This is a genomic window from Nocardia sp. KT25-26 (assembly GCF_056627695.1).
Window position 1 is genome coordinate 2142660 of sequence record NZ_CM152813.1, and the last position, 18628, is coordinate 2161287.

Below are 18628 nucleotides of genomic sequence, written 5' to 3' on the forward strand. Positions count from 1 at the left end.
GTCGAATTGCCCCAGTCCCTCGTCGACGACGGGGATCAGCGAGAGGTCGGTCGGCATGACGTGCTCCTGCGTAGGTAGATAATCCAATAAACCATGGAATAATGTCTGATAGTATTCCATGGGAAGATGGATTATCAAGAGGGTGGTTACGCCGTCCCGGATGATCGGAGGAGAAGATGGCTGCGGGGAAACGGGTCGCCAAGTCGGCGCTCTACGACAGCTTTGCCGTCAGCGGGAAAGCGCTGAGCAGCGGGAAGCGTCTCGAACTGCTCGACCTCCTGGCCCAGGGGGAGCGAACGGTGGAAGCACTGGCGAAAGCCGCAGGCCTGAACCTCACCACCGCCTCGGCGCATCTGCAGACGCTCAAACAGGCCGGATTCGTCGCGACCCGCCGCGAGGGTGTCCGGATCCATTATCGGCTCGCCGGGGACGACGTCGCCGAGCTGCTGGTCCTGCTGCGCAGGGTTGCCGAGACCCATCAGGCTGCGGTCGGGCCCGCCCGCGAGGCATACCTGGGGCCGGCCGCCGACGCCGAGTTCACCCGCGAGGAGCTGATCGCGCGGAGCAAGGCGGGCGAGATCGTCGTGCTCGATGTGCGCCCCGTCGAGGAGTACCGGGCCGGGCACATCCCCGGTGCCGTGTCTATCCCGGTTGCCGAACTGGCCGACCGAGTCGGCGAGCTGCCCGCCGAGACCGACATCGTGGTCTACTGCCGCGGCGAATACTGCGCGCTCGCCTACGACGCGGTGCGGCTGCTCGACGGCCACGGTCGTCGAGCCGTTCGCCTGCACGACGGCATGCTGGAGTGGCGTCTGGCCGAGCTACCCGTCGAGACCGCCGATCCGAATTTCGCGTGACCGGAACCGCGGCGGCCGCAACGCGCCGTCGGCGATCGATACGCGGCCGGGTCCGCGTACAGAAACGAGCACCATGAGCACCACCGTCGCCCTGTCATCGGACCTGGCCCGCGTACAGCGCCGTACCCTGCGGGTGCTGGTCGCCGCGCAGATCCTGTCCGGCGCCGGGCTGGCCGCCGGAATCACCGTCGGCGCCCTGCTGGCGCAGGACATGCTCGGCTCCACCGGACTGGCCGGATTGCCGAGTGCCCTGTTCACCATCGGATCGGCCGCCGCGGCGGTGACGGTCGGACGGATCTCCAGCAGGGCGGGGCGGCGCACCGGGCTCGCGCTGGGTTATCTGACCGGAGCGTCGGGCAGCTTCGGCGTGGTCGTCGCCGCGGTCGTCGACAATGTCGCCCTGCTGTTCGCCTCGTTCCTGGTCTACGGTGCGGGCACCGCCACCAGTCTGCAGGCCCGCTATGCCGGTGCCGACCTCGCCCGACCCGCCCATCGGGCCCGCGCCATCAGCACCGTCCTGGTCGCGACGACCGTCGGCGCGGTGGCCGGACCGAACCTGGTGACCCCGATGTCGGACCTGGCCCGGTCCTGGGGTATCCCGGAACTATCGGGGCCGTTCGTGCTCTCCGGCCTGGCCTACGGGCTGGCCGGACTGGTGCTGTGGGTGCTGCTGCGACCCGATCCGCTGCAGGTGGCCCAGACCCATCCGGTGGCCCCGGACACCGAACCCACCGGCGACACCTACACACCGTCGGCCACCGGAACCTGGTCGGCGCCGGTTGTGCTCGGCGCCACCGTGATGGTGCTGACGCAGTTGGTGATGGTCGCCGTCATGACGATGACCCCGATCCACATGCAGCAGCACGGCCACACCGTCGGCGCCGCCGGACTCGTGATCGCCGTCCACGTCGCTGGCATGTACCTGCCCTCACTGCTCTCCGGCGCCCTCGTCGACCGTTTCGGCGCGGGCCGCGTCGGCGTCGCCGCGGCCGCCACCCTCGTCGCGGCAGGGGGCGCCGCCGCACTCGCTCCGCCGTCCTCGGTCGCCGCCCTGGCCGTGGCGCTCGGCCTGCTCGGCCTCGGCTGGAACCTCGGCCTGATCTCCGGAACCACCATGCTCACCGAAACGGTGCCACCGGCCACCCGCGCCCGCACCCAGGGCACCGTAGACCTGTGCATCGCGCTCGCCGGCGCGGGCGGCGGCCTGGGCTCCGGCATGGTCGTCGCCGCCACCGATTATCCGGGGCTCGCGCTCCTGGGTGCCGCGATCTCCCTCGCAATCGTTCCTGTGCTGGCCGTCGCCGGTCGGCGGCATGCTGTGCGGCAGTGATGGTGTGGAGTTCTCAGCGAACCGGCTGCCGGCGGTGCTGACTCGCCGCATCGCGGCAGCGCGCCGGGCGCGAAGTGACGGCACACTGAGCTATCTGGAGGCCGGAATCGGTGTGATGGAGTAGCTCTGACCAATTGAGCAGCCCGCGGTGGATGGATTCCGGTTTGCCGCGCGTACTCGCATCCGGTCGTGTCGCGGTCGTCATCTTCGGTCCAGTTCGGTGGTCACGATCGTGAGTGCGTCGCCGGGCGGGCAGCCGCGTCGGGTCAGGAGGCCGGTCAGGCGTCGTAGCGTGGTGATGCGGTCGATGTCGGTGGGTAGCGTCCGGATCTTGCGGCGGATCAGGGCTACGGCAGCGTCGTCGGTGATCGTGGCGGACCGGTCACCAGGGGTGGACGACTCATGCGGTGCCGATGCCGCAGGTTCTTCGGCACCGCGGGCTGCGGCGAGTTCTGTTTCGACGACGGAATACGCGGTGGCCGGATCGTAGCCGCGGCGGGCCAGCATGCCGGTGAGGCGGCGGATGGCTGTGGGGCGGGGTAGGCCCGGCGGCAGGGTGCGGAGTTTGCGGCGGACCAGGTCGGCGGCGACTTCGGGGGAGCGGTCGGGGCGGGCCGGTGCGGGCCGGGTTGCGCTGTCTGCCGGGGTGGTGTCGGAATCCGGTGCCGGATCGGGGAGTTCGGCGGTGACCAGTGCGTGTGCGGCGGCCGGAGGAAAGCCGCGGCGGGTGAGCAGGCCGGTCAGGCGGCGGAGGGTTGCCGTGCGGTCGAGGCCGGTCGGCAAGGTGCGTAGTTTGCGGCGGACGAGGTCGGTGGCCGCATCTTCGGTGAGGCCCGGCCGCCGGGTGGGGTTCGGGGATTCCTGGGCCGTCGATGCGCTGCCGCGGATGGGGCGATCCGGGGCCGGGGGCGGGACCTGGGGTGCGGCGGCGAGTTCGGTGGTTACCGCGGCGAATGCGGTGGACTGGTCGTAGCCGCGGCGGGCCAGCATGGCGACGAGGCGGCGCAGGGCGCGGTCGCGGTCGAGGTCGGCGGGGAGGCCGGCCAGTTTGCGGCGGACCAGGTCGCGGGCGCGGAACTCCTCGTCGGCGTCGGTGATCCGGGAGAGAGCGGTCTCGATCAGGTCGGGGGCGATGCCCTTGTCGCGCAGTTCCCGCTGCAGGGTTTTGCGGCCGCGGCCGGAGTAGGTGTGCCGGGAATGTACCCACTGATCGGCGAAGGCGGCATCGTCGACCAGGCCCACCTCGGTGAGGCGGTCCAGGGCGCGAGTGATGATCGTGGGGTCGAAACCGCGGTCGGTGAGGCGACGGTCCAGTTCGGCGCGGCTTCGGGCGCGGACGGTGAGCAGGCGCAGGCAGACGTCCTTGGCCTGTTCGACCGTTCCGGCCCCGGACGTGCCGCGGCGTTCCCGCCGAGAACTGTCGGACGCAGGGTCGGCGGTACCGGGCACCGATCCGGCTTCCTCCGGTGCCCGGCGGCGTTCTTTCCGGCGCCGGGAGGTCCCGGCCGGGCGGCCGCGCTGCGGATCGCGGGCACCCGGCCGGGGCTCCAGGATGTTCGCGCCGGCCGAACCACCTTCGGTCACGCGAACGGGATCCGGATCCCGCCGGGCAGGCGGGGATCCGGTGGTCGAGAGCTCCCCGGGAACCGTGATGCCGCGTTGCTCCAGTTGCCGGCGCATATCGGCAACCGGGTCGGCCGGCCGGTCCGGGGAGGTACGGCGCGCGCCTCGGGCCGAGGCGCGGCCGCGTGGGAACCCGGAGTGATCCGGTTCCGGGGCTTCCGGCTCAGAAATCGGCCGGCACCTCGTCTTCGGCGGTCACATCCGCGCCGATCCCGAGCTTCTCCTTGATCTTCTTCTCGATCTCGTCGCGGATATCGGTGTTCTCCAGCAGGAACTTCCGGGCGTTCTCCTTGCCCTGCCCCAGCTGATCGCCCTCGTAGGTGTACCAGGAGCCGGACTTGCGGACGAAGCCGTGCTCGACACCCATATCGATGAGCGAGCCCTCCTTGGAAATGCCGTGACCATAGAGAATGTCGAACTCGGCCTGCTTGAACGGCGGGGCGCAGTTGTGCACGACAACGTCTTCGGCGACGAGGTTGTGCAGCTCTTCGACTTCGACATCGAAGGTACGAACATGCTTGGCCGGGAGGATCTCGCGAATCGGGCTGTAGCGCACCTCTTCCGCCAAGACGCCGTGCAGGAACTCGTCGTCGAGCGCATCGGCGAGTTTTTGCACTCGGTCACGACGAAGCCGGCTCGCGCCGAGTACCTGCTTCATGCCGCCTCGTGGGTTCCCGGCCCCGGCTCCGATTATCGCCGCCGCCTCATGCGGGGTGACGCCTCGCTCTTCGAGGTAGTTGAGCACTGCGCCGAAAACGTCCGCCGAGAGGTATACCGCCTGCGAGCCGCGGCGTCGTCCCTGCATCTCCTCGATGGCCTTGACGAGCACCTGACCACGCGGACCCCACATGGGAACTGCGTTAGCGTAGGCGACCACATTGTCCATACCGGAAATGCGGACCTCGAACACCTGACGCTTGGACTGGACTCGCCGTCCATTGACCAAGCTCGGCCGCTTCCCTGTCGGATCGTAGTTGCGCACCGTGCTGACGATTCCGAACCGCAGCAGCAGCCAGTGAATCTGGTGCGCGAGCTGTTCCGAGGTCGTGGTGTGGCCCACGCGCAGGGCGCCGGTCTGCTCCCGGCTTACCCAGCCATCGGACTCGAGGAGGCCGAACAGGAGGTTACCGATGACCTCAGCGGAGGTCTCCTCGTCGAAGAATGCCTCCGGAATGGTCTTCTCCCAGGCGAGCTTGCCATGAATTCCCATTCGGCGGCACAATTCGAGTACGCCGTTCTTCTCACCGGGCCGGTGAGAGAGGGCGAGGGAAAGCCGGCCTTGTGGATGGGCTGCACAGCCGAGGGTTCCCGAAATCTGTGCAACATCCTCCAGCAGATCCGGTTCCACATTTATGAAGTTGATCGGGGTCTTGCCGCCGACGTAGCCGTCGCCGATCAGGTAGCCGAGGAGGCGGGCGTGATCTGCGGGCACCGGTTGGGCATCACCGAAACCACCGAAGCGGCGCGGCTGCGCGACGCGGTCACCGGCGCGGAGGGTTCCGGCCTGCTGCCAGCCGTGTTCGGTCAGGATCTTGTGGTCCGGCGTGGCCCACAGTGTGGTGTCACCGGCGATGCGCAGGCCGATCACTTCTTGTTCGCCCTGGTCGAACCAGGAGACCACTCGGCGAGAGTGGAGGATTCCGTTCTTGTCGGCGGCGGCTACGTGGATCGGGAGGCGATTGTCGACTACGTCCTCGATCCGATGTGTGATTCCGGTGACTGGATCGGTGATTCTCGACCCTTCGGCGAGGCACTTGTTTTTAACGATCTTTACGCGGGTTCGGTTTCCTACGGCGTCGCTTCCGTCTTTGAGGGTTTCAATTCTCCGCACATCCAAACGGACGGAAGCATAGAACTTGAGCGCTTTACCACCCGTCGTCGTTTCAGGACTTCCGAACATGACCCCGATTTTTTCCCGGAGCTGATTGATAAAAATTGCGGTGGTGCCGGAATTGCTCAGCGCACTCGTCATCTTGCGCAATGCCTGGCTCATCAGGCGGGCCTGCAGGCCGACGTGGCTGTCGCCCATTTCGCCCTCGATCTCGGCGCGGGGGACCAGGGCGGCGACGGAGTCGACGACGATGATGTCGATGGCGCCGGAGCGCACCAGCATATCGGCGATCTCCAGGGCCTGTTCACCGGTATCGGGCTGGGAGACCAGCAGGGCATCGGTGTCGACGCCGAGTTTGCGGGCGTACTCGGGGTCGAGGGCGTGCTCGGCGTCGATGAACGCCGCGACACCGCCGGCGGCCTGCGCATTGGCGACGGCGTGCAGGGCGACGGTGGTCTTACCCGACGATTCCGGGCCGTAGATTTCGACGATGCGGCCGCGCGGCAGCCCGCCGATGCCGAGGGCGACATCCAGCGCGACGGACCCGGTCGGAATGGCCGACACGGGCTGGCGGGACTCCTCGCCGAGGCGCATGACCGCGCCCTTGCCGAAGCTCTTCTCCACCTGCGCGAGGGCCAGCTCGAGGGCCTTGTCGCGGTCGTGGACCTGTGGTGCCATGTCCGGTTCCCCTTTTCGACGGGTCTGGTTGTTCCTTGGTTGGCGCCCACATTAGAGCCCGGCACCGACAACTTCCGCGGCCCACATTAGCCGAACAGGTGTTCGAGTCAAACACCTGTGCCGGGACACGCCGGGCGGCGGCGGGACGGCCGAATGTCCCGGTCGGCGCGGCGGGACCGGCGGCCGGGTGCTCAGCGCGCCGGACGAATCCCTGTGCCGCAGGCGGATTCGTGCGACACTGGCCCGCGACGACACCGGTCGGGGAGGTGTGGCACTGGACGCCCTGTGGAACTACCTGGTGACCCGCCGCGAGCAGCTCGCGGTGGATTCGTATCTGCATGTCTCCGCCGTGGTGCAATCGCTGGTCATCGCCACCCTGATCGCGGTGCTGATCGGCGTGCTGGTCTACCGCAGTCCCTTCGGTTCGGCGGCGGCCACCGCGGCAGCGAGCGCCGTGCTCACGGTGCCGTCGTTCGCGCTGCTGGGCTTGCTGATCCCGGTGCTGGGCCTGGGGGTGGGGCCCACGGTGACCGCGCTGGTGATCTACGCGCTGCTGCCCATCCTGCGGAACACCATCGTCGGGCTGGGCGCAGTCGACCCGGCCGTGGTCGACGCGGCCCGGGGCGTGGGCATGAACCGTCTCCGGGTGCTCGCCGCGGTGGAACTGCCGCTGGCTTGGCCAGCGATTCTGGCCGGGGTGCGGATCAGCGCCCAGATGATCATGGGCATCCTGGCGCTGGCCGCCTACGCCAAGGGGCCCGGCCTGGGCAATGTCATCCTGTCCGGCCTGGCCCGGGTGGGCAGCCCGAATGCGCTACCGCAGGCGCTGACCGGCACGGTGCTGGTGATCATCCTGGCGCTGCTGCTGGATGCCGCGCTGGCCCTCCTCGGACGATTCACGACCTCGAAGGGGATCCGTTGAGCGACATCGCGACCAGTTCATCGTCGGCCGCCGTCTCCGGGGCGGAGATCGTGCTCGACGGGGTGACCAAATGGTATCCGGGGCAGGCGCAGCCGGCCGTGGACAACGTATCGATGACGATCCCGGCCGGGGAGATCGTGGTGCTCGTCGGGCCCTCGGGCTGCGGCAAGACCACCACGATGCGGATGATCAACCGGCTGATCGAGCCGACCTCGGGGACCATCACCATCGGCGGCCGCGATGTCACGGCCGTGGACCCGGACGAGCTGCGCCGCGGCATCGGATATTCGATCCAGCAGGCCGGGCTGTTCCCGCATCTCACCGTCGCGAAGAATGTGGCGACCGTGCCGGGGTTGCTCGGCTGGGACCGTGCCCGGATCGCGGCCCGCACCGACGAGATGCTCGCCCTGGTCGGGCTGGAACCGGACATCTACCGGCACCGGTTCCCGCGCCAGCTGTCCGGTGGCCAGCAGCAGCGGGTCGGCGTCGCCCGGGCCCTGGCGGCCGATCCGCCGGTGCTGCTGATGGACGAACCGTTCGGCGCCGTCGACCCGATCACCCGGGCCGCACTGCAGGACGAGCTGCTCCGGCTGCAGGCCGATCTCGGCAAGACCATCGTGTTCGTCACACACGACTTCGCGGAGGCGGTGAAGCTGGGTGACCGGATCGCCGTGCTCGGTGACCGATCGGCGATTCTGCAGTACGACACCCCGGCAGCGATCCTGGCGAATCCGGCCGACAGCACCGTCGCCGGTTTCACCGGCCGCAATGCCGCCCTCCAGCAGCTCACGCTCACCGGAATCGGCGATGTGGTACTCGGAGAGGTACCGGTGGCGACGGCGTCGGCGCCCGCGGCGGAACTGGCGGCAGCATTGCGGGAACGCCGGGCGCCCTGGGGGCTGATCGTGGACGAGCAGCGCCGTCCACTGCGCCGGGTCGGCCTCGACGATTTCTCCGGAGCCAAGACACTGCGCACCGTCGGCAGTCCGGTCGGCGCCGCGGTCTCCCGGGACGCCAGCCTGCAGGACGCCCTGGCCACCCTGCTCACCGATCCGTCCGGGACGGCCGTGGTCACCGATGCGCACGGCGCCTACGCCGGTGTGGTCACCGTGGACACGCTGATCGGTCATCTGGCCGCCGAACGTGATCTGCACACCAGCCCGCCCGAACCGCCCGGCCCGAGCTCCGGCACGTCGGCCACACCGCCGGACGTCGCTTCGCCCGATGCCCCACCGCCTGCCGACACCGCACCACCGGCCACGCAGCAGCCGAAGCGGACGCCGGATCCGGCAACCACCGGGGAATCGGACACCGCACCCGGTGGTGACCGCCCGGGGGCCGAGTCGTGACCGCCCCGGCGACCGCGGGCCGCACCACCGGAACGACCCTGTGGCGGGCCGAACATCTACGCCTGCTGATCCAGCCGGCCGTGGTACTGGTGCTCACCGCCGGAGTGCTGATCTGGGCATTGAGCCGGGAGCTGACCGCAACCCAGGAGGCCAGCCTCAGCCCGTCCGCCATCGCCGAGGCCACCTGGCAGCACATCCGGATCACCGCGGCCGTGGTGCTGATCGTGGTGGCCGTGGCGGTGCCGCTGGGCACCCTGCTCAGCCGGCCGCGGTATCGGCGGCTGGCGCCGGTATTCCTGGGCATCGCCAATGTCGGAGCGGCGGCACCGGCGATCGGCCTGATCATCCTGTTCTTTCTGATCACCCACCGCACCGGTTTCTGGATCGGCGTGCTGCCCATCGCGTTCTATTCGCTGCTGCCGGTGCTGCGCAACACCATCCTCGGATACCAGCAGGTGGATCCGGCGGTGATCGATGCCGGGCGCGGCCAGGGCATGCCGGCGGCGACGGTGCTGCGTCGCATCGAGTTTCCGCTCGCCGTGCCCTACATCCTGGCCGGGCTGCGGACGGCGCTGGTGCTGGCCGTCGGCACCGCGACCCTGGCGTTCCTGGTCAGTGCGGGTGGGCTGGGCATCCTGATCGACACCGGATACAAGCTGCGCGACAACGTCACCCTGGTGGTGGGTGCGGTCCTCGCGGTGGCGCTGGCGCTGCTGGTGGACTGGCTGGGCGCGCTGGCGGAACGCTACCTCGGGCCGAGGGGGCTGCGATGACCCACGTCGCTGCGATACGAAAGGCCGGCGCACCGCTGCTGATCGTGCTGGCACTGCTGCTCGCCGGCTGCGGTCTGCACTCCGGCTCGGCGGTGCCGCTGCGGGTCGGCCCCGGCAGCATCCGCCCGCTGCCGGAACTCGACGGCGTCACGGTCACGGTCGGTTCCAAGGACTTCACCGAACAGAACATCCTCGGCTACCTGATCGAGTTCGCGCTGACGGCGGCCGGCGCCGAGGTCCGCGATCTCACCAACATCCAGGGCTCCAACAGCCTGCGGGACGCGCAGCTGCACGGCCAGGTCGATATCGCCTACGACTACACCGGCACCGGCTGGGTGAACTATCTCGGCAACGAAACTCCGATTCCGGACGAACTCGAGCAGTTCGAGGCGGTGCGCGCCGCCGACCGGGCCGAACACGGCATGCTGTGGACGGCCCTGGCACCGATGAACAACACCTATGCGATCGCGACGAGCCGCCGGACCGCCGAACAGACCGGGGTGCGCACCATCTCCGACTACGCCGCCCTCCTCGCCGAGGACCCGGCGGCTGCCGCCACCTGTATGGGCACCGAGTTCAGCGTGCGCCGGGACGGCTTTCCGGGCCTGGCCGAGGCCTACGGCTTCGACGCCGGTGCCGTCACCACCCGGATCGTCCAGGATGCACTCGTCTATCAGGCGGTCGCCGATGCGACCGAATGCCGCTTCGGTTCGGTGGCCGCCACCGACGGCCGGATCCCGGCGCTGGACCTGCTGCTGCTGGCCGACGACCGGTCGTTCTTCCCGAAATACAACGCCGCCGTGGTGATGCGGGCCGATTTCGCCGAGGCGCATCCGCAGATCGCCGAGGTGCTCGCCCCGATCTCGGAGCTGCTCACCAACGAGACCATCACGGCGATGAACCGGCAGGTCGATGTGGAAGGTGGTGAACCGGCCGAGGTCGCCCGTGACTGGCTGGTCGAGGAGGGGTTCGTCACCGCCCGCTGAGCCCGACGCGCAGTCGATCCGCAGATTCGGCCGGTCCCCGGGGCTCGGGAGGATGATGGTGCGGCGGCGCGCCGACGGTGGGCATCCGGCACCACGGGTGGCCGCGGGAGACGACCGAGGAGCGCCATGACCATGCAGTTCCGGAACGTCACGGTCCTGGGAGCCGGTGTACTCGGCTCGCAGATCACCTATCAGAGCGCCTACAGCGGATTCGCGGTGACCTCCTACGACATCGACGAGGCGGCCGTCGCGGCGGGCCGGGAGCGGTTCGCCGACCTCGAACGCACCTATCGGAAGGAAGTGCCCGGCGCCGACGGTGCGAAGGTGGCCGCCGCGACCGCGTCGATCACCTCGACCAGTGATCTGGCGGCCGCGGTCGCCGATGCCGATCTGGTGATCGAGGCAGTGCCCGAGGTGCTCGAGCTGAAACGGGACGTGTATCGCCGCCTCGGCGAGCTGGCGCCCGAGCGCACGGTGTTCGCGACGAACTCGTCGACGCTGCTGCCCAGCGATATCGCCGACGCCACCGGACGCCCGGACCGGTTCCTGGCCCTGCATTTCGCCAACAAGATCTGGCAGTTCAACATCGCCGAGGTGATGGGCACCGACCGGACCGACCCGGCCGTGTTCGCCGCCGTGGTGGCGTTCGCGAAGCAGATCGGCATGGTGCCGATCGAACTGCACAAGGAGAAGGCCGGGTACGTGTTGAACTCGCTGCTGGTGCCGTTCCTCAACGCGGCCATGGGCCTGGCGGCCGGCGGTTATGCCGAGCCGCCGGCCGTCGACGAGACCTGGCGGATCTCCACCGGCGCGCCGATGGGTCCGTTCCAGTTGCTCGACATCATCGGCCTGACCACCCCGTACAACATCCTCGTGCACGGCGGGCCCGACGAACAGCATCTCGCGGAGTGGCTGAAGACGAACTACATCGACCAGGGCAAGCTGGGTGTGGCCACCGGCGCCGGGTTCTACACCTATTCGGCATAGCGGCCGGGCGATCAGGGTGACTTGGTGATATCCACCCCGGGTGCTGCGTCGATGTCCACCGATTCGGCCGGTACCGGGGCACCACCCTTGCGCCGGGTCCGGATCCGGCGTTCGACCCGGGTGGCGAGTTCCGACAGGGCCATATTGAGCGCGATCACGATGACGGCGACCACCAGCAGCGCCGGAATCGTGTTCCGCTCGGCCGCGCCCAGTTGCATACCGTTGCGGACGATCTCCTCATAAGTGATGACATAGCCGAGCGCGGAGTCCTTCAGTGCCACGACCATCTGTGAGATCAGCGCCGGCAGCATCAGGGTGATCGACTGCGGCAGCAGGATCAGGCGCATCAGCTGGCCCTTGCGCAGGCCGAGCGCGTAGGCAGCCTCGGTCTGGCCCTGCGGCAGCGACCGGATCCCGGCCCGGACGATCTCGGCGATCACCGAACCGTTGTAGATGGTCAGCGCGGTCACCACTGCGGCCAGCGACAGGTATTCCGGCTGCACGACCTGATAGGTGGAGAACACCGCGAACAGGAAGATCATCAGGATCAGCACGGGCACTGCGCGGGCGAACTCCACCACCGCGCCCGCCACCCATCGCACCCAGCGGTGCTCGGAGAGCCGGGCGATGCCGAAGATCGTGCCGAGCACCAGGGCGAATACGATCGACAGCGCCGCCGCCAGGAGAGTGCCCTGCAGGCCCGGCAGCAGGTAGGTGGTCCAGATGTCCGGGTCCAGGAACGGTGTCCACTTGTCCGCCTCGAACTGGCCCTTGTCGGCGAATCCGCGGTAGACGAACCAGACGGCGGCCGCCACCGCGGCCACCACGATCACGGAATAGACGGCGTTGCGTACCCGGGCGCGGGGGCCGGGCGCGTCGAAGAGAACCGATGCCGAGCTTTTCAACGGGCCACCTCGAATCGACGGGCAAGGTATCCGAACAGGAATCCGGTCGGCAGGGTCAGCACCACGAAGCCGAGCGCGAACACCGCACCGATCGGGATCAGCGCCGCCTCGACCTCCAGCATGTCCTTCATCAGCAGCGAGGCCTCCGCCACCCCGATGGCGGAAGCGACCGTGGAATTCTTCGTCAACGCGATCAGGACACTGCCCAGCGGTGCGATCACGGCCCGGAAGGCCTGCGGCAGCACGATGTAGCGCAGGTTCTGGGTGAATCCGAAACCGAGCGAGCGGCCGGCTTCGGACTGTCCGAGCGGGACGGTGTTGATGCCGGCGCGCAGCGATTCGCACACGAATGCGCCGGTGTAGACGCTCAGGCCGATCACGGCCCAGCGGAAGTTGTTCTGCGCCAGCGAGTCCGGCCCCTCGGCCGCCAGTACCAGGCCGAGCTGGGTGGAGACGCCGAGTGAACAGAACAGCAGGATCAGGGTCAGCGGGGTGTTGCGGAAGATGTTGACGTACGCCGCGCCGACCCAGCGGGCCACCGGGACCGGGGACACCCGCATCGCCGCGGTGACGGTGCCCAGGATCAGGGCCCCGATCGCCGACAGGACGGTGAGCTGGATGGTCACCCAGAACGCGTCGACGAGCTCGGTGTCGTACCGAGAGAGCAGATCGAACACGCCAGGCCTTTCGAGGAGAAGTAACGGAGCGGACGGATCACCGGGCCACCCCGCCGCCGGGCCGTGGCCATCGTGCGGCGGGGTGGTGCGGTATCGGAATGCGGAGTTGCGTCAGTACCGGTCGACGGAGGGGCCTTCCGGCGTCTCGTAGCTGGCGGCCTCACCGACGGTCTCCTGGAACGCCCGGTCCCAGCTGCCGTCGGCGATCATCTCCTCGATGGCGTCGTTGACCCGGCCGCGCAGTTCGTCGTCGCCCTTCTTCAGGCCGATGCCGTAGTTCTCCTCGGTGAACGGCTCACCGACCACCTTGTAGGCGCCCGGCGACTGCGAGGCGTAGCCGGCGAGGATGATGTCGTCGGTGGTCACCGCATCGATCGCGCCGCTGTCCAGGCCCTCGAGACACAGCGAGTAGGTGTCGTAGGTCTGCAGTTGGGTGTCCGGGAAGTTCTCCTCGATGTTCTTCGCCGGGGTGGAACCCGACACCGAGCACACCTTCTTTCCGGCGATATCGTCCGGTCCGGTGATGTCGTTGTTGTCGGACCGCACCAGCAGCGACTGCCCGGCCACGTAGTACGGCCCGGCGAAGTCGACCCGCTCCTTGCGCTGATCGGTGATCGAATAGGTGGCGACGACGAAATCGACCTGCCCGTTCTCGATCAGCGTCTCGCGCTGGGCCGACGGCGCCTCCCGGAAGGTGATGCCGTCCGGTGCCACCCCGAGCTTGTCCGCCACGTACTCGGCCACCTCGACGTCGAAGCCGGTGTAGGCGCCGTCCTTGGTGCGCAGGCCCAGACCCGGCTGATCGTATTTGATGCCGATGGTGAGCGTGCCCTCCTCGGCGTGCTCCAGGGCCGTCTTGTCGTCCCCGCCGCCGCAGGCGGCGACGGTGGCGACGGTCAGTGCCGCAGCGGCCGCCCCGACGCCGAGGCGGATCGCATGGTTGATCCTCATCGAGTTTCCTTCTCCCTCTCGTGGTGACCGGTTCACTCAGTGGCTCAGAATCTTGCTCAGGAAATCCTTGGCCCGGTCGGACTTCGGTGCCGTGAAGAATTCGTCCGGGGTGGCGTCCTCGACGATGCCGCCGTCGGCCATGAACAGCACCCGGTCCGCGGCCCGGCGGGCGAAACCCATCTCGTGGGTGACGACCATCATGGTCATGCCCTCCTTGGCCAGCGACACCATCACTTCCAGCACCTCGTTGACCATCTCCGGGTCGAGCGCCGAGGTCGGCTCGTCGAAGAGCATCACCTTCGGATCCATGGCGAGCGCCCGGGCGATCGCGACGCGCTGCTGCTGGCCGCCGGACAGTTGCGCCGGGTACTTGCCGGCCTGATCGGAGATGCCGACCCGATCCAGCAGGGCGAGTGCCTTCTCCCGGGCCTGCGGTTTGGCCAGTTTGCGGACCTTGACCGGTGCCAGCATCACGTTGTCCAGGATGGTCATATGGGCGAACAGGTTGAACGACTGGAACACCATGCCCACATCGGCCCGGAGTTCGGCCAGTGCCCGGCCCTCCGCGGGCAGCAGGACCCCGTCGACCGCGATCGATCCGGAATCGATCGTCTCCAAGCGGTTGATCGTGCGGCACAGCGTGGATTTCCCGGAGCCGGAGGGGCCGAGCACGATCGCCACCTGCCCGGCCGGGATCTCCAGGTCGATATCGCGCAGCACGTGCAACGGGCCGAAGTGCTTGTCCACGTGCTGTATCGAGATCATCGGTGGTACGGCGGCGGCCGCAGCGGCGGCGCCGGCATCCGCGGGCTCGGTCATGGTTGAAGACTCTAAGGGGAAGAGCCGGGATCGCGCTTCCTTCCCGGCACCCCGGCAGGCATGATCGGCGATCCGTCACACGCCTGTAACCTCTCGCTATCTCGTCGCGGCACCCCGGGCGGCTGCGGCCGGCGCCGGCCCGAGCCGTACCCTGGACGGGTGGATTCGAACGGTCAGCGCGGTGAGCACACCCGCAGCTACGAAGTCCGCACCTTCGGTTGCCAGATGAACGTGCACGATTCCGAACGTTTGTCCGGCCTGCTCGAGGACGCGGGCTATGTGAAGGCAGCGTCCGGCACACCCGCCGACCTGGTGGTGTTCAACACCTGCGCGGTGCGGGAGAACGCCGACAACAAGCTCTACGGCACCCTCGGGCATCTGGCGCCGATCAAGGCGGACCGGCCGGGCATGCAGATCGCCGTCGGCGGCTGCCTGGCACAGAAGGACCGGGACACGGTGGTCCGCAAGGCGCCGTGGGTGGACGTGGTGTTCGGTACGCACAACATCGGCTCGCTGCCGGTGCTGCTGGAGCGGGCCCGGCACAACGAGGAGGCCCAGGTCGAGATCCTCGACTCGCTGGAAGCCTTCCCGTCGACGCTGCCGGCCAAGCGCGAGTCCGCCTATGCCGGCTGGGTGTCGATCTCGGTGGGCTGCAACAACACCTGCACGTTCTGCATCGTGCCGTCGCTGCGCGGCAAGGAGGTGGACCGGCGGCCCGGTGATGTCCTCGCCGAGGTTCAGGCCCTGGTCGACCAGGGCGTCGTGGAGGTGACCCTGCTCGGCCAGAACGTCAACTCCTACGGGGTGAACTTCGCCGATCCGGACGAGGATCGGGACCGCGGCGCCTTCGCGAAGCTGCTGCGCGCCTGTGGCGGGATCGAGGGTTTGGAGCGGGTGCGGTTCACCTCGCCGCATCCCGCCGAGTTCACCGATGACGTGATCGAGGCGATGGCGCAGACGCCGAACGTCTGCCCGCAGCTGCACATGCCGCTGCAGTCCGGTTCGGACCGGGTGCTCAAGGCGATGCGGCGCTCCTACCGCAAATCCCGCTATCTGGGCATCATCGACAAGGTGCGGGCCGCGATGCCGCATGCCGCGATCACCACCGACATCATCGTCGGGTTCCCGGGCGAAACGGAGGAGGACTTCCAGGAAACCCTGGACGTCGTCCGGCAGGCGCGCTTCACCAGCGCGTTCACCTTCCAGTACTCGAAGCGTCCCGGAACTCCGGCGGCCGTGCTGCCCGACCAGCTGCCCAAAGCGGTGGTGCAGGAGCGCTACGACCGGCTGATCGCGTTGCAGGAGGAGGTGTCGCTGCAGGCGAATCGCGATCTCGTCGGCACCGAGGTGGAGCTCCTGGTCGCCGACGGTGCGGGCAAGAAGAACGCCGCAACCGCCCGGATGAGTGGCCGGGCGCGGGACGGCCGCCTCGTGCACTTCCGCCCCGAGGGGACCGCCGAACCGGTGCGCCCCGGCGACCTGGTCACCGTCGACATCACGGCGGCGGCGCCGCACCATCTGATCGCCGACGGTGCGGTCAAGACGCACCGGCGCACCCGGGCCGGTGATGCGCACGAGCGCGGCATCACCCCGAAGACCGCGCCGATCGGTGTCGGACTCGGGTTGCCGCGGATCGGCGCACCCGAACCGGCTCCGGCGGCCGACGCGGGCTGCGCGACCGGCTGCGGGCAATGAACACCCCCGAACCCGACGAGCCCGAGCCCGCCGACGAGTCTCCTACTACGCGTGGTAGTGGGTCGACTGCGGGCGCCGCGGGCGACGATGGCACAGTAGATGCCGGACAGGATGTGACCGCCGACGGGAGCGAGGACTCGGTGAACCCGGTGCAGCAGGGCAAGGGTGAGGCAGGGCGCGGCGGCACCGCGCCCGAAGACGTGGAATTCGAGCAGTTCCGCGACGACCTCGATGCGGTGGAACGGCGGATCGCGGGAGAGATCGATCCCGGTATGCGTGCCATGGTGGTCGCCGGGGCCGTTTTCGCCCTGCTGGTCTCGTTGATCCTGCCGCATGCCGGCACCGCCCGTGGCTTCGATGTCCTGTTGAACACCGAGGCAGCCGGCCTCGAACACATCGGCCTGCCCTCGCGGATCTTCGTCTGGTTCGTCGCGGTCTTCGGGATCGGGTTCTCGCTGCTGGCCCTGATGACGCGACGCTGGTTCCTGGCCTGGACCGCGGTGGCCGGAACCGCGGTGGCCGCCGTCTTCGGGGTGCTGTCCATCTGGCACCGGCAGACCCCGGGGCTGGACAACTATGTCGGCGCCGGCCCCGGCATCGGGCTGATCTTCGGCACCCTCGCGGTGATGGTGCTGACCTTCCACTGGGTGCGGGTGGTGTGGAGCCGCACCGCACTGCAGCTGGCCGCCGAGGAACAGCGGCGCAATGCCGCGGCGGCCGCGGAGCAACGCGACCGCCGGCGGCTCACCGGCGACGAATGAGCGAACGGCGCGCTCAGCGGTTGCTGACCGCGCCTTCGGCCGCCTCGGCCCATTCCCGCCACTGCCGGGCCTGCTCCAGGGCCTTCTCGGCATCCCGGGTCTTACCGGCCGCGGTGGCCTTCTCGGCCTGTTCCTCGAACTGGGCGACCCGTTCGCGGAACTGGGCAGCCCGGGCGATCGCCTCCGGATCGGTACGGCGCCACTTGTCGTCGGCGGCCTCCCGGACCCGCTTCTCGATCGCCCGCAGCCGGCCTTCGAGGTCCTGCATCCGTGACCGCGGTACCTTGCCGATGGCATCCCACTTGTCCTGCAGTTCCCGCAGCGCACTGCGGGCGGCGTCCAGGTCTTTCGCGGGATCGATATGGGTGTAGCGCGCGAGCAGCTCCTCCTTGGCCGCGGCGTTCTCCTCGAACTCCGCATCCCGCTCGGACGCCGCGGCATTGCGTGCCCCGAAGAACACGTCCTGGGCGCTCTTGAAGCGGCGCCACAGTGCTTCGTCGGCCTCGCGGGGTGCGCGCCCGGCCGCCTTCCATTCGGCGAGCATCTCGCGGAACAGGGCGGCGGTCGGGCCCCAGTCGGTGGAATCCGACATCTCCTCGGCCCGCACGCAGAGCTCTTCCTTGCGGGCCTTCGCGGCGGCGCGCTCCCGGTCGAGCTCGGCGAAGTGGGCACCGCGCCGCCGGTTGAACGATTCGCGGGCCTTGGAGTAGCGGCGCCACAGCGCGTCGTCGACCTTGCGGTCCACACCGCGGATCGTCTTCCACTCGTCGAGGATCTCGCGCAGCCGATCGCCGGCCGCCTTCCACTGGGTGGACTCGGCGGCGATCTGTTCGGCCTCGGCGCACAGCGCTTCCTTGCGCTCGGTGTGCTCGTGCCGGGTGCGTTCCTTCTCCTCCTTGGCGTGCGCCGCGGCTTCCTCGGAATGCTCGGTGATCGCCTGCAGGCGGCGCGCCAGGCCGTCGATGTCGCCGATCACCGCCGCCGTCGGCAGCGATTCGGCCAGCGCCAGCGCTGCGGCCTTGGTCTTGCGGGCATCGGTGCCGGCGGCGAGCCGGGCCTCCAGCAACGCCACCTCGGTGGCCAGGTCGTCGAAGCGGCGGCCGAAATGCGCCAGTCCCTCGGCGGCGTCACCGGCCTGCCAGGAACCGACGATGCGTTCCCCCTCGGCGGTTTTCACCCAGGCGGTGCCGTCGGCATCGACGCGGCCCCATTTGCTCGGATCCGTGACGGTGGGCACCACCACCGGGTGCGGATGATCCTCACCGGGGGCCTGCTTGATCGCGTGCGGTTTCGGTTTGCCGGAGCCCTGCGGGGCGGGTTTCGGCCGACCCGGTTTCGGGGCGGCGGACGGTCGTGGGGAGGTGCCGGGAGTGTCCTTTGCGGATCCGTTGCTGTCGGTCATTGCTCTCCGTCCCTGCCGCGCGTCACGGCTGCCTGGTTACGCCCTGGCACCACCCATTGAACCCGGTTCCGGCGTCCGCGGC

At 69.0% G+C, this 18628-nt stretch carries 15 protein-coding genes and 1 pseudogene; 9 read left to right on the top strand and 7 right to left on the bottom strand.

The features are described from left to right. The first annotated feature begins 176 nt into the window (after positions 1-176). Together AC1HFH_RS09655 and AC1HFH_RS09660 are read left to right on the top strand one after the other, a co-directional pair. The gene (locus tag AC1HFH_RS09655; protein WP_480247091.1) at positions 177-857 is read left to right on the top strand and encodes an ArsR/SmtB family transcription factor; all 681 of its coding nucleotides are present in this window, start codon (positions 177-179) and stop codon (positions 855-857) included. Positions 858-930: 73 nt separating this feature from the next. Next, positions 931-2187, top strand: a complete 1257-nt coding sequence (locus AC1HFH_RS09660) for an MFS transporter (RefSeq protein WP_480247092.1) — start codon at positions 931-933, stop codon at positions 2185-2187. A 927-nt stretch (positions 2188-3114) separates the two neighbouring features. Here AC1HFH_RS09660 and AC1HFH_RS09665 read toward each other — a convergent pair. Together AC1HFH_RS09665 and recA are read right to left on the bottom strand one after the other, a co-directional pair. Beyond that, positions 3115-3636, bottom strand: a pseudogene (locus AC1HFH_RS09665) (regulatory protein RecX); the annotation flags it as partial. Positions 3637-3973: 337 nt separating this feature from the next. Continuing rightward, positions 3974-6319, bottom strand: a complete 2346-nt coding sequence (gene recA / locus AC1HFH_RS09670) for an intein-containing recombinase RecA (protein ID WP_480247093.1) — start codon at positions 6317-6319, stop codon at positions 3974-3976. A 274-nt stretch (positions 6320-6593) separates the two neighbouring features. Between recA and AC1HFH_RS09675 the strand changes: the two genes are divergently transcribed. The 5 genes from AC1HFH_RS09675 to AC1HFH_RS09695 all read left to right on the top strand — a co-directional run bounded on the left by AC1HFH_RS09675 (position 6594) and on the right by AC1HFH_RS09695 (position 11336). Continuing rightward, positions 6594-7241: an ABC transporter permease gene (locus AC1HFH_RS09675; RefSeq protein WP_480247796.1), complete on the top strand. Its 648-nt coding sequence runs from the start codon at positions 6594-6596 to the stop codon at positions 7239-7241. Next, on the top strand, positions 7238-8590 hold the full coding sequence (locus AC1HFH_RS09680) for an ABC transporter ATP-binding protein (RefSeq protein WP_480247094.1): 1353 nt from the start codon (positions 7238-7240) through the stop codon (positions 8588-8590). The genes AC1HFH_RS09675 and AC1HFH_RS09680 overlap by 4 nt, the downstream gene beginning before the upstream one ends. Continuing rightward, positions 8587-9363: an ABC transporter permease gene (locus AC1HFH_RS09685; RefSeq protein ID WP_480247095.1), complete on the top strand. Its 777-nt coding sequence runs from the start codon at positions 8587-8589 to the stop codon at positions 9361-9363. The genes AC1HFH_RS09680 and AC1HFH_RS09685 overlap by 4 nt, the downstream gene beginning before the upstream one ends. Then, a complete protein-coding gene (locus AC1HFH_RS09690; RefSeq protein WP_480247096.1) occupies positions 9360-10349 on the top strand; it encodes a glycine betaine ABC transporter substrate-binding protein in 990 nt (329 codons plus the stop codon). Before AC1HFH_RS09685 ends, AC1HFH_RS09690 begins: the two co-directional genes overlap by 4 nt. A gap of 126 nt (positions 10350-10475) precedes the next feature. After that, positions 10476-11336 carry a 3-hydroxyacyl-CoA dehydrogenase gene (locus AC1HFH_RS09695; protein ID WP_480247097.1) on the top strand — a complete coding sequence of 287 codons (861 nt, stop codon included), beginning with the start codon at positions 10476-10478 and terminating at the stop codon, positions 11334-11336. An 11-nt stretch (positions 11337-11347) separates the two neighbouring features. Here the strand turns inward: AC1HFH_RS09695 and AC1HFH_RS09700 are convergent, their stop codons facing one another. From AC1HFH_RS09700 to AC1HFH_RS09715, 4 genes are all read right to left on the bottom strand, one after another. Next, positions 11348-12241 carry an amino acid ABC transporter permease gene (locus AC1HFH_RS09700; protein WP_480247098.1) on the bottom strand — a complete coding sequence of 298 codons (894 nt, stop codon included), beginning with the start codon at positions 12239-12241 and terminating at the stop codon, positions 11348-11350. Beyond that, positions 12238-12918, bottom strand: coding sequence for an amino acid ABC transporter permease (locus tag AC1HFH_RS09705; protein ID WP_480247099.1), 681 nt, complete (start codon positions 12916-12918; stop codon positions 12238-12240). The genes AC1HFH_RS09700 and AC1HFH_RS09705 overlap by 4 nt, the downstream gene beginning before the upstream one ends. Before the next feature lie 111 nt (positions 12919-13029). Next, on the bottom strand, positions 13030-13869 hold the full coding sequence (locus tag AC1HFH_RS09710; protein ID WP_480247100.1) for a glutamate ABC transporter substrate-binding protein: 840 nt from the start codon (positions 13867-13869) through the stop codon (positions 13030-13032). Between the two features lie 36 nt (positions 13870-13905). Then, positions 13906-14634: an amino acid ABC transporter ATP-binding protein gene (locus tag AC1HFH_RS09715; protein ID WP_480247797.1), complete on the bottom strand. Its 729-nt coding sequence runs from the start codon at positions 14632-14634 to the stop codon at positions 13906-13908. A gap of 279 nt (positions 14635-14913) precedes the next feature. Here AC1HFH_RS09715 and miaB point away from each other — a divergent pair, with 279 nt between their 5' ends. Further along, the gene (gene miaB / locus AC1HFH_RS09720) at positions 14914-16383 is read left to right on the top strand and encodes a tRNA (N6-isopentenyl adenosine(37)-C2)-methylthiotransferase MiaB (protein ID WP_480247798.1); all 1470 of its coding nucleotides are present in this window, start codon (positions 14914-14916) and stop codon (positions 16381-16383) included. Next, positions 16380-17144, top strand: coding sequence for an Rv2732c family membrane protein (locus tag AC1HFH_RS09725; protein WP_480247101.1), 765 nt, complete (start codon positions 16380-16382; stop codon positions 17142-17144). Before miaB ends, AC1HFH_RS09725 begins: the two co-directional genes overlap by 4 nt. A gap of 13 nt (positions 17145-17157) precedes the next feature. On the opposite strand, the gene AC1HFH_RS09730 is transcribed toward AC1HFH_RS09725, so the two are convergent. Continuing rightward, positions 17158-18546 (bottom strand): DUF349 domain-containing protein, encoded by a 1389-nt coding sequence (locus AC1HFH_RS09730; RefSeq protein WP_480247102.1) that lies wholly within the window; start codon positions 18544-18546, stop codon positions 17158-17160. Positions 18547-18628: the final 82 nt, after the last annotated feature.

Excerpts from the sequence above, each read along its gene's own strand:
- AC1HFH_RS09655 (WP_480247091.1), top strand. The coding sequence starts at position 177 with ATGGCTGCGGGGAAACGGGTCGCCAAGTCGGCGCTCTACGACAGCTTT.
- AC1HFH_RS09660 (WP_480247092.1), top strand. The coding sequence starts at position 931 with ATGAGCACCACCGTCGCCCTGTCATCGGACCTGGCCCGCGTACAGCGC.
- recA (WP_480247093.1), bottom strand. The coding sequence starts at position 6,319 with ATGGCACCACAGGTCCACGACCGCGACAAGGCCCTCGAGCTGGCCCTC.
- AC1HFH_RS09690 (WP_480247096.1), top strand. The coding sequence starts at position 9,360 with ATGACCCACGTCGCTGCGATACGAAAGGCCGGCGCACCGCTGCTGATC.
- AC1HFH_RS09695 (WP_480247097.1), top strand. The coding sequence starts at position 10,476 with ATGACCATGCAGTTCCGGAACGTCACGGTCCTGGGAGCCGGTGTACTC.
- AC1HFH_RS09710 (WP_480247100.1), bottom strand. The coding sequence starts at position 13,869 with ATGAGGATCAACCATGCGATCCGCCTCGGCGTCGGGGCGGCCGCTGCG.
- AC1HFH_RS09715 (WP_480247797.1), bottom strand. The coding sequence starts at position 14,634 with ATGATCTCGATACAGCACGTGGACAAGCACTTCGGCCCGTTGCACGTG.
- miaB (WP_480247798.1), top strand. The coding sequence starts at position 14,914 with ATGAACGTGCACGATTCCGAACGTTTGTCCGGCCTGCTCGAGGACGCG.
- AC1HFH_RS09725 (WP_480247101.1), top strand. The coding sequence starts at position 16,380 with ATGAACACCCCCGAACCCGACGAGCCCGAGCCCGCCGACGAGTCTCCT.
- AC1HFH_RS09730 (WP_480247102.1), bottom strand. The coding sequence starts at position 18,546 with ATGACCGACAGCAACGGATCCGCAAAGGACACTCCCGGCACCTCCCCA.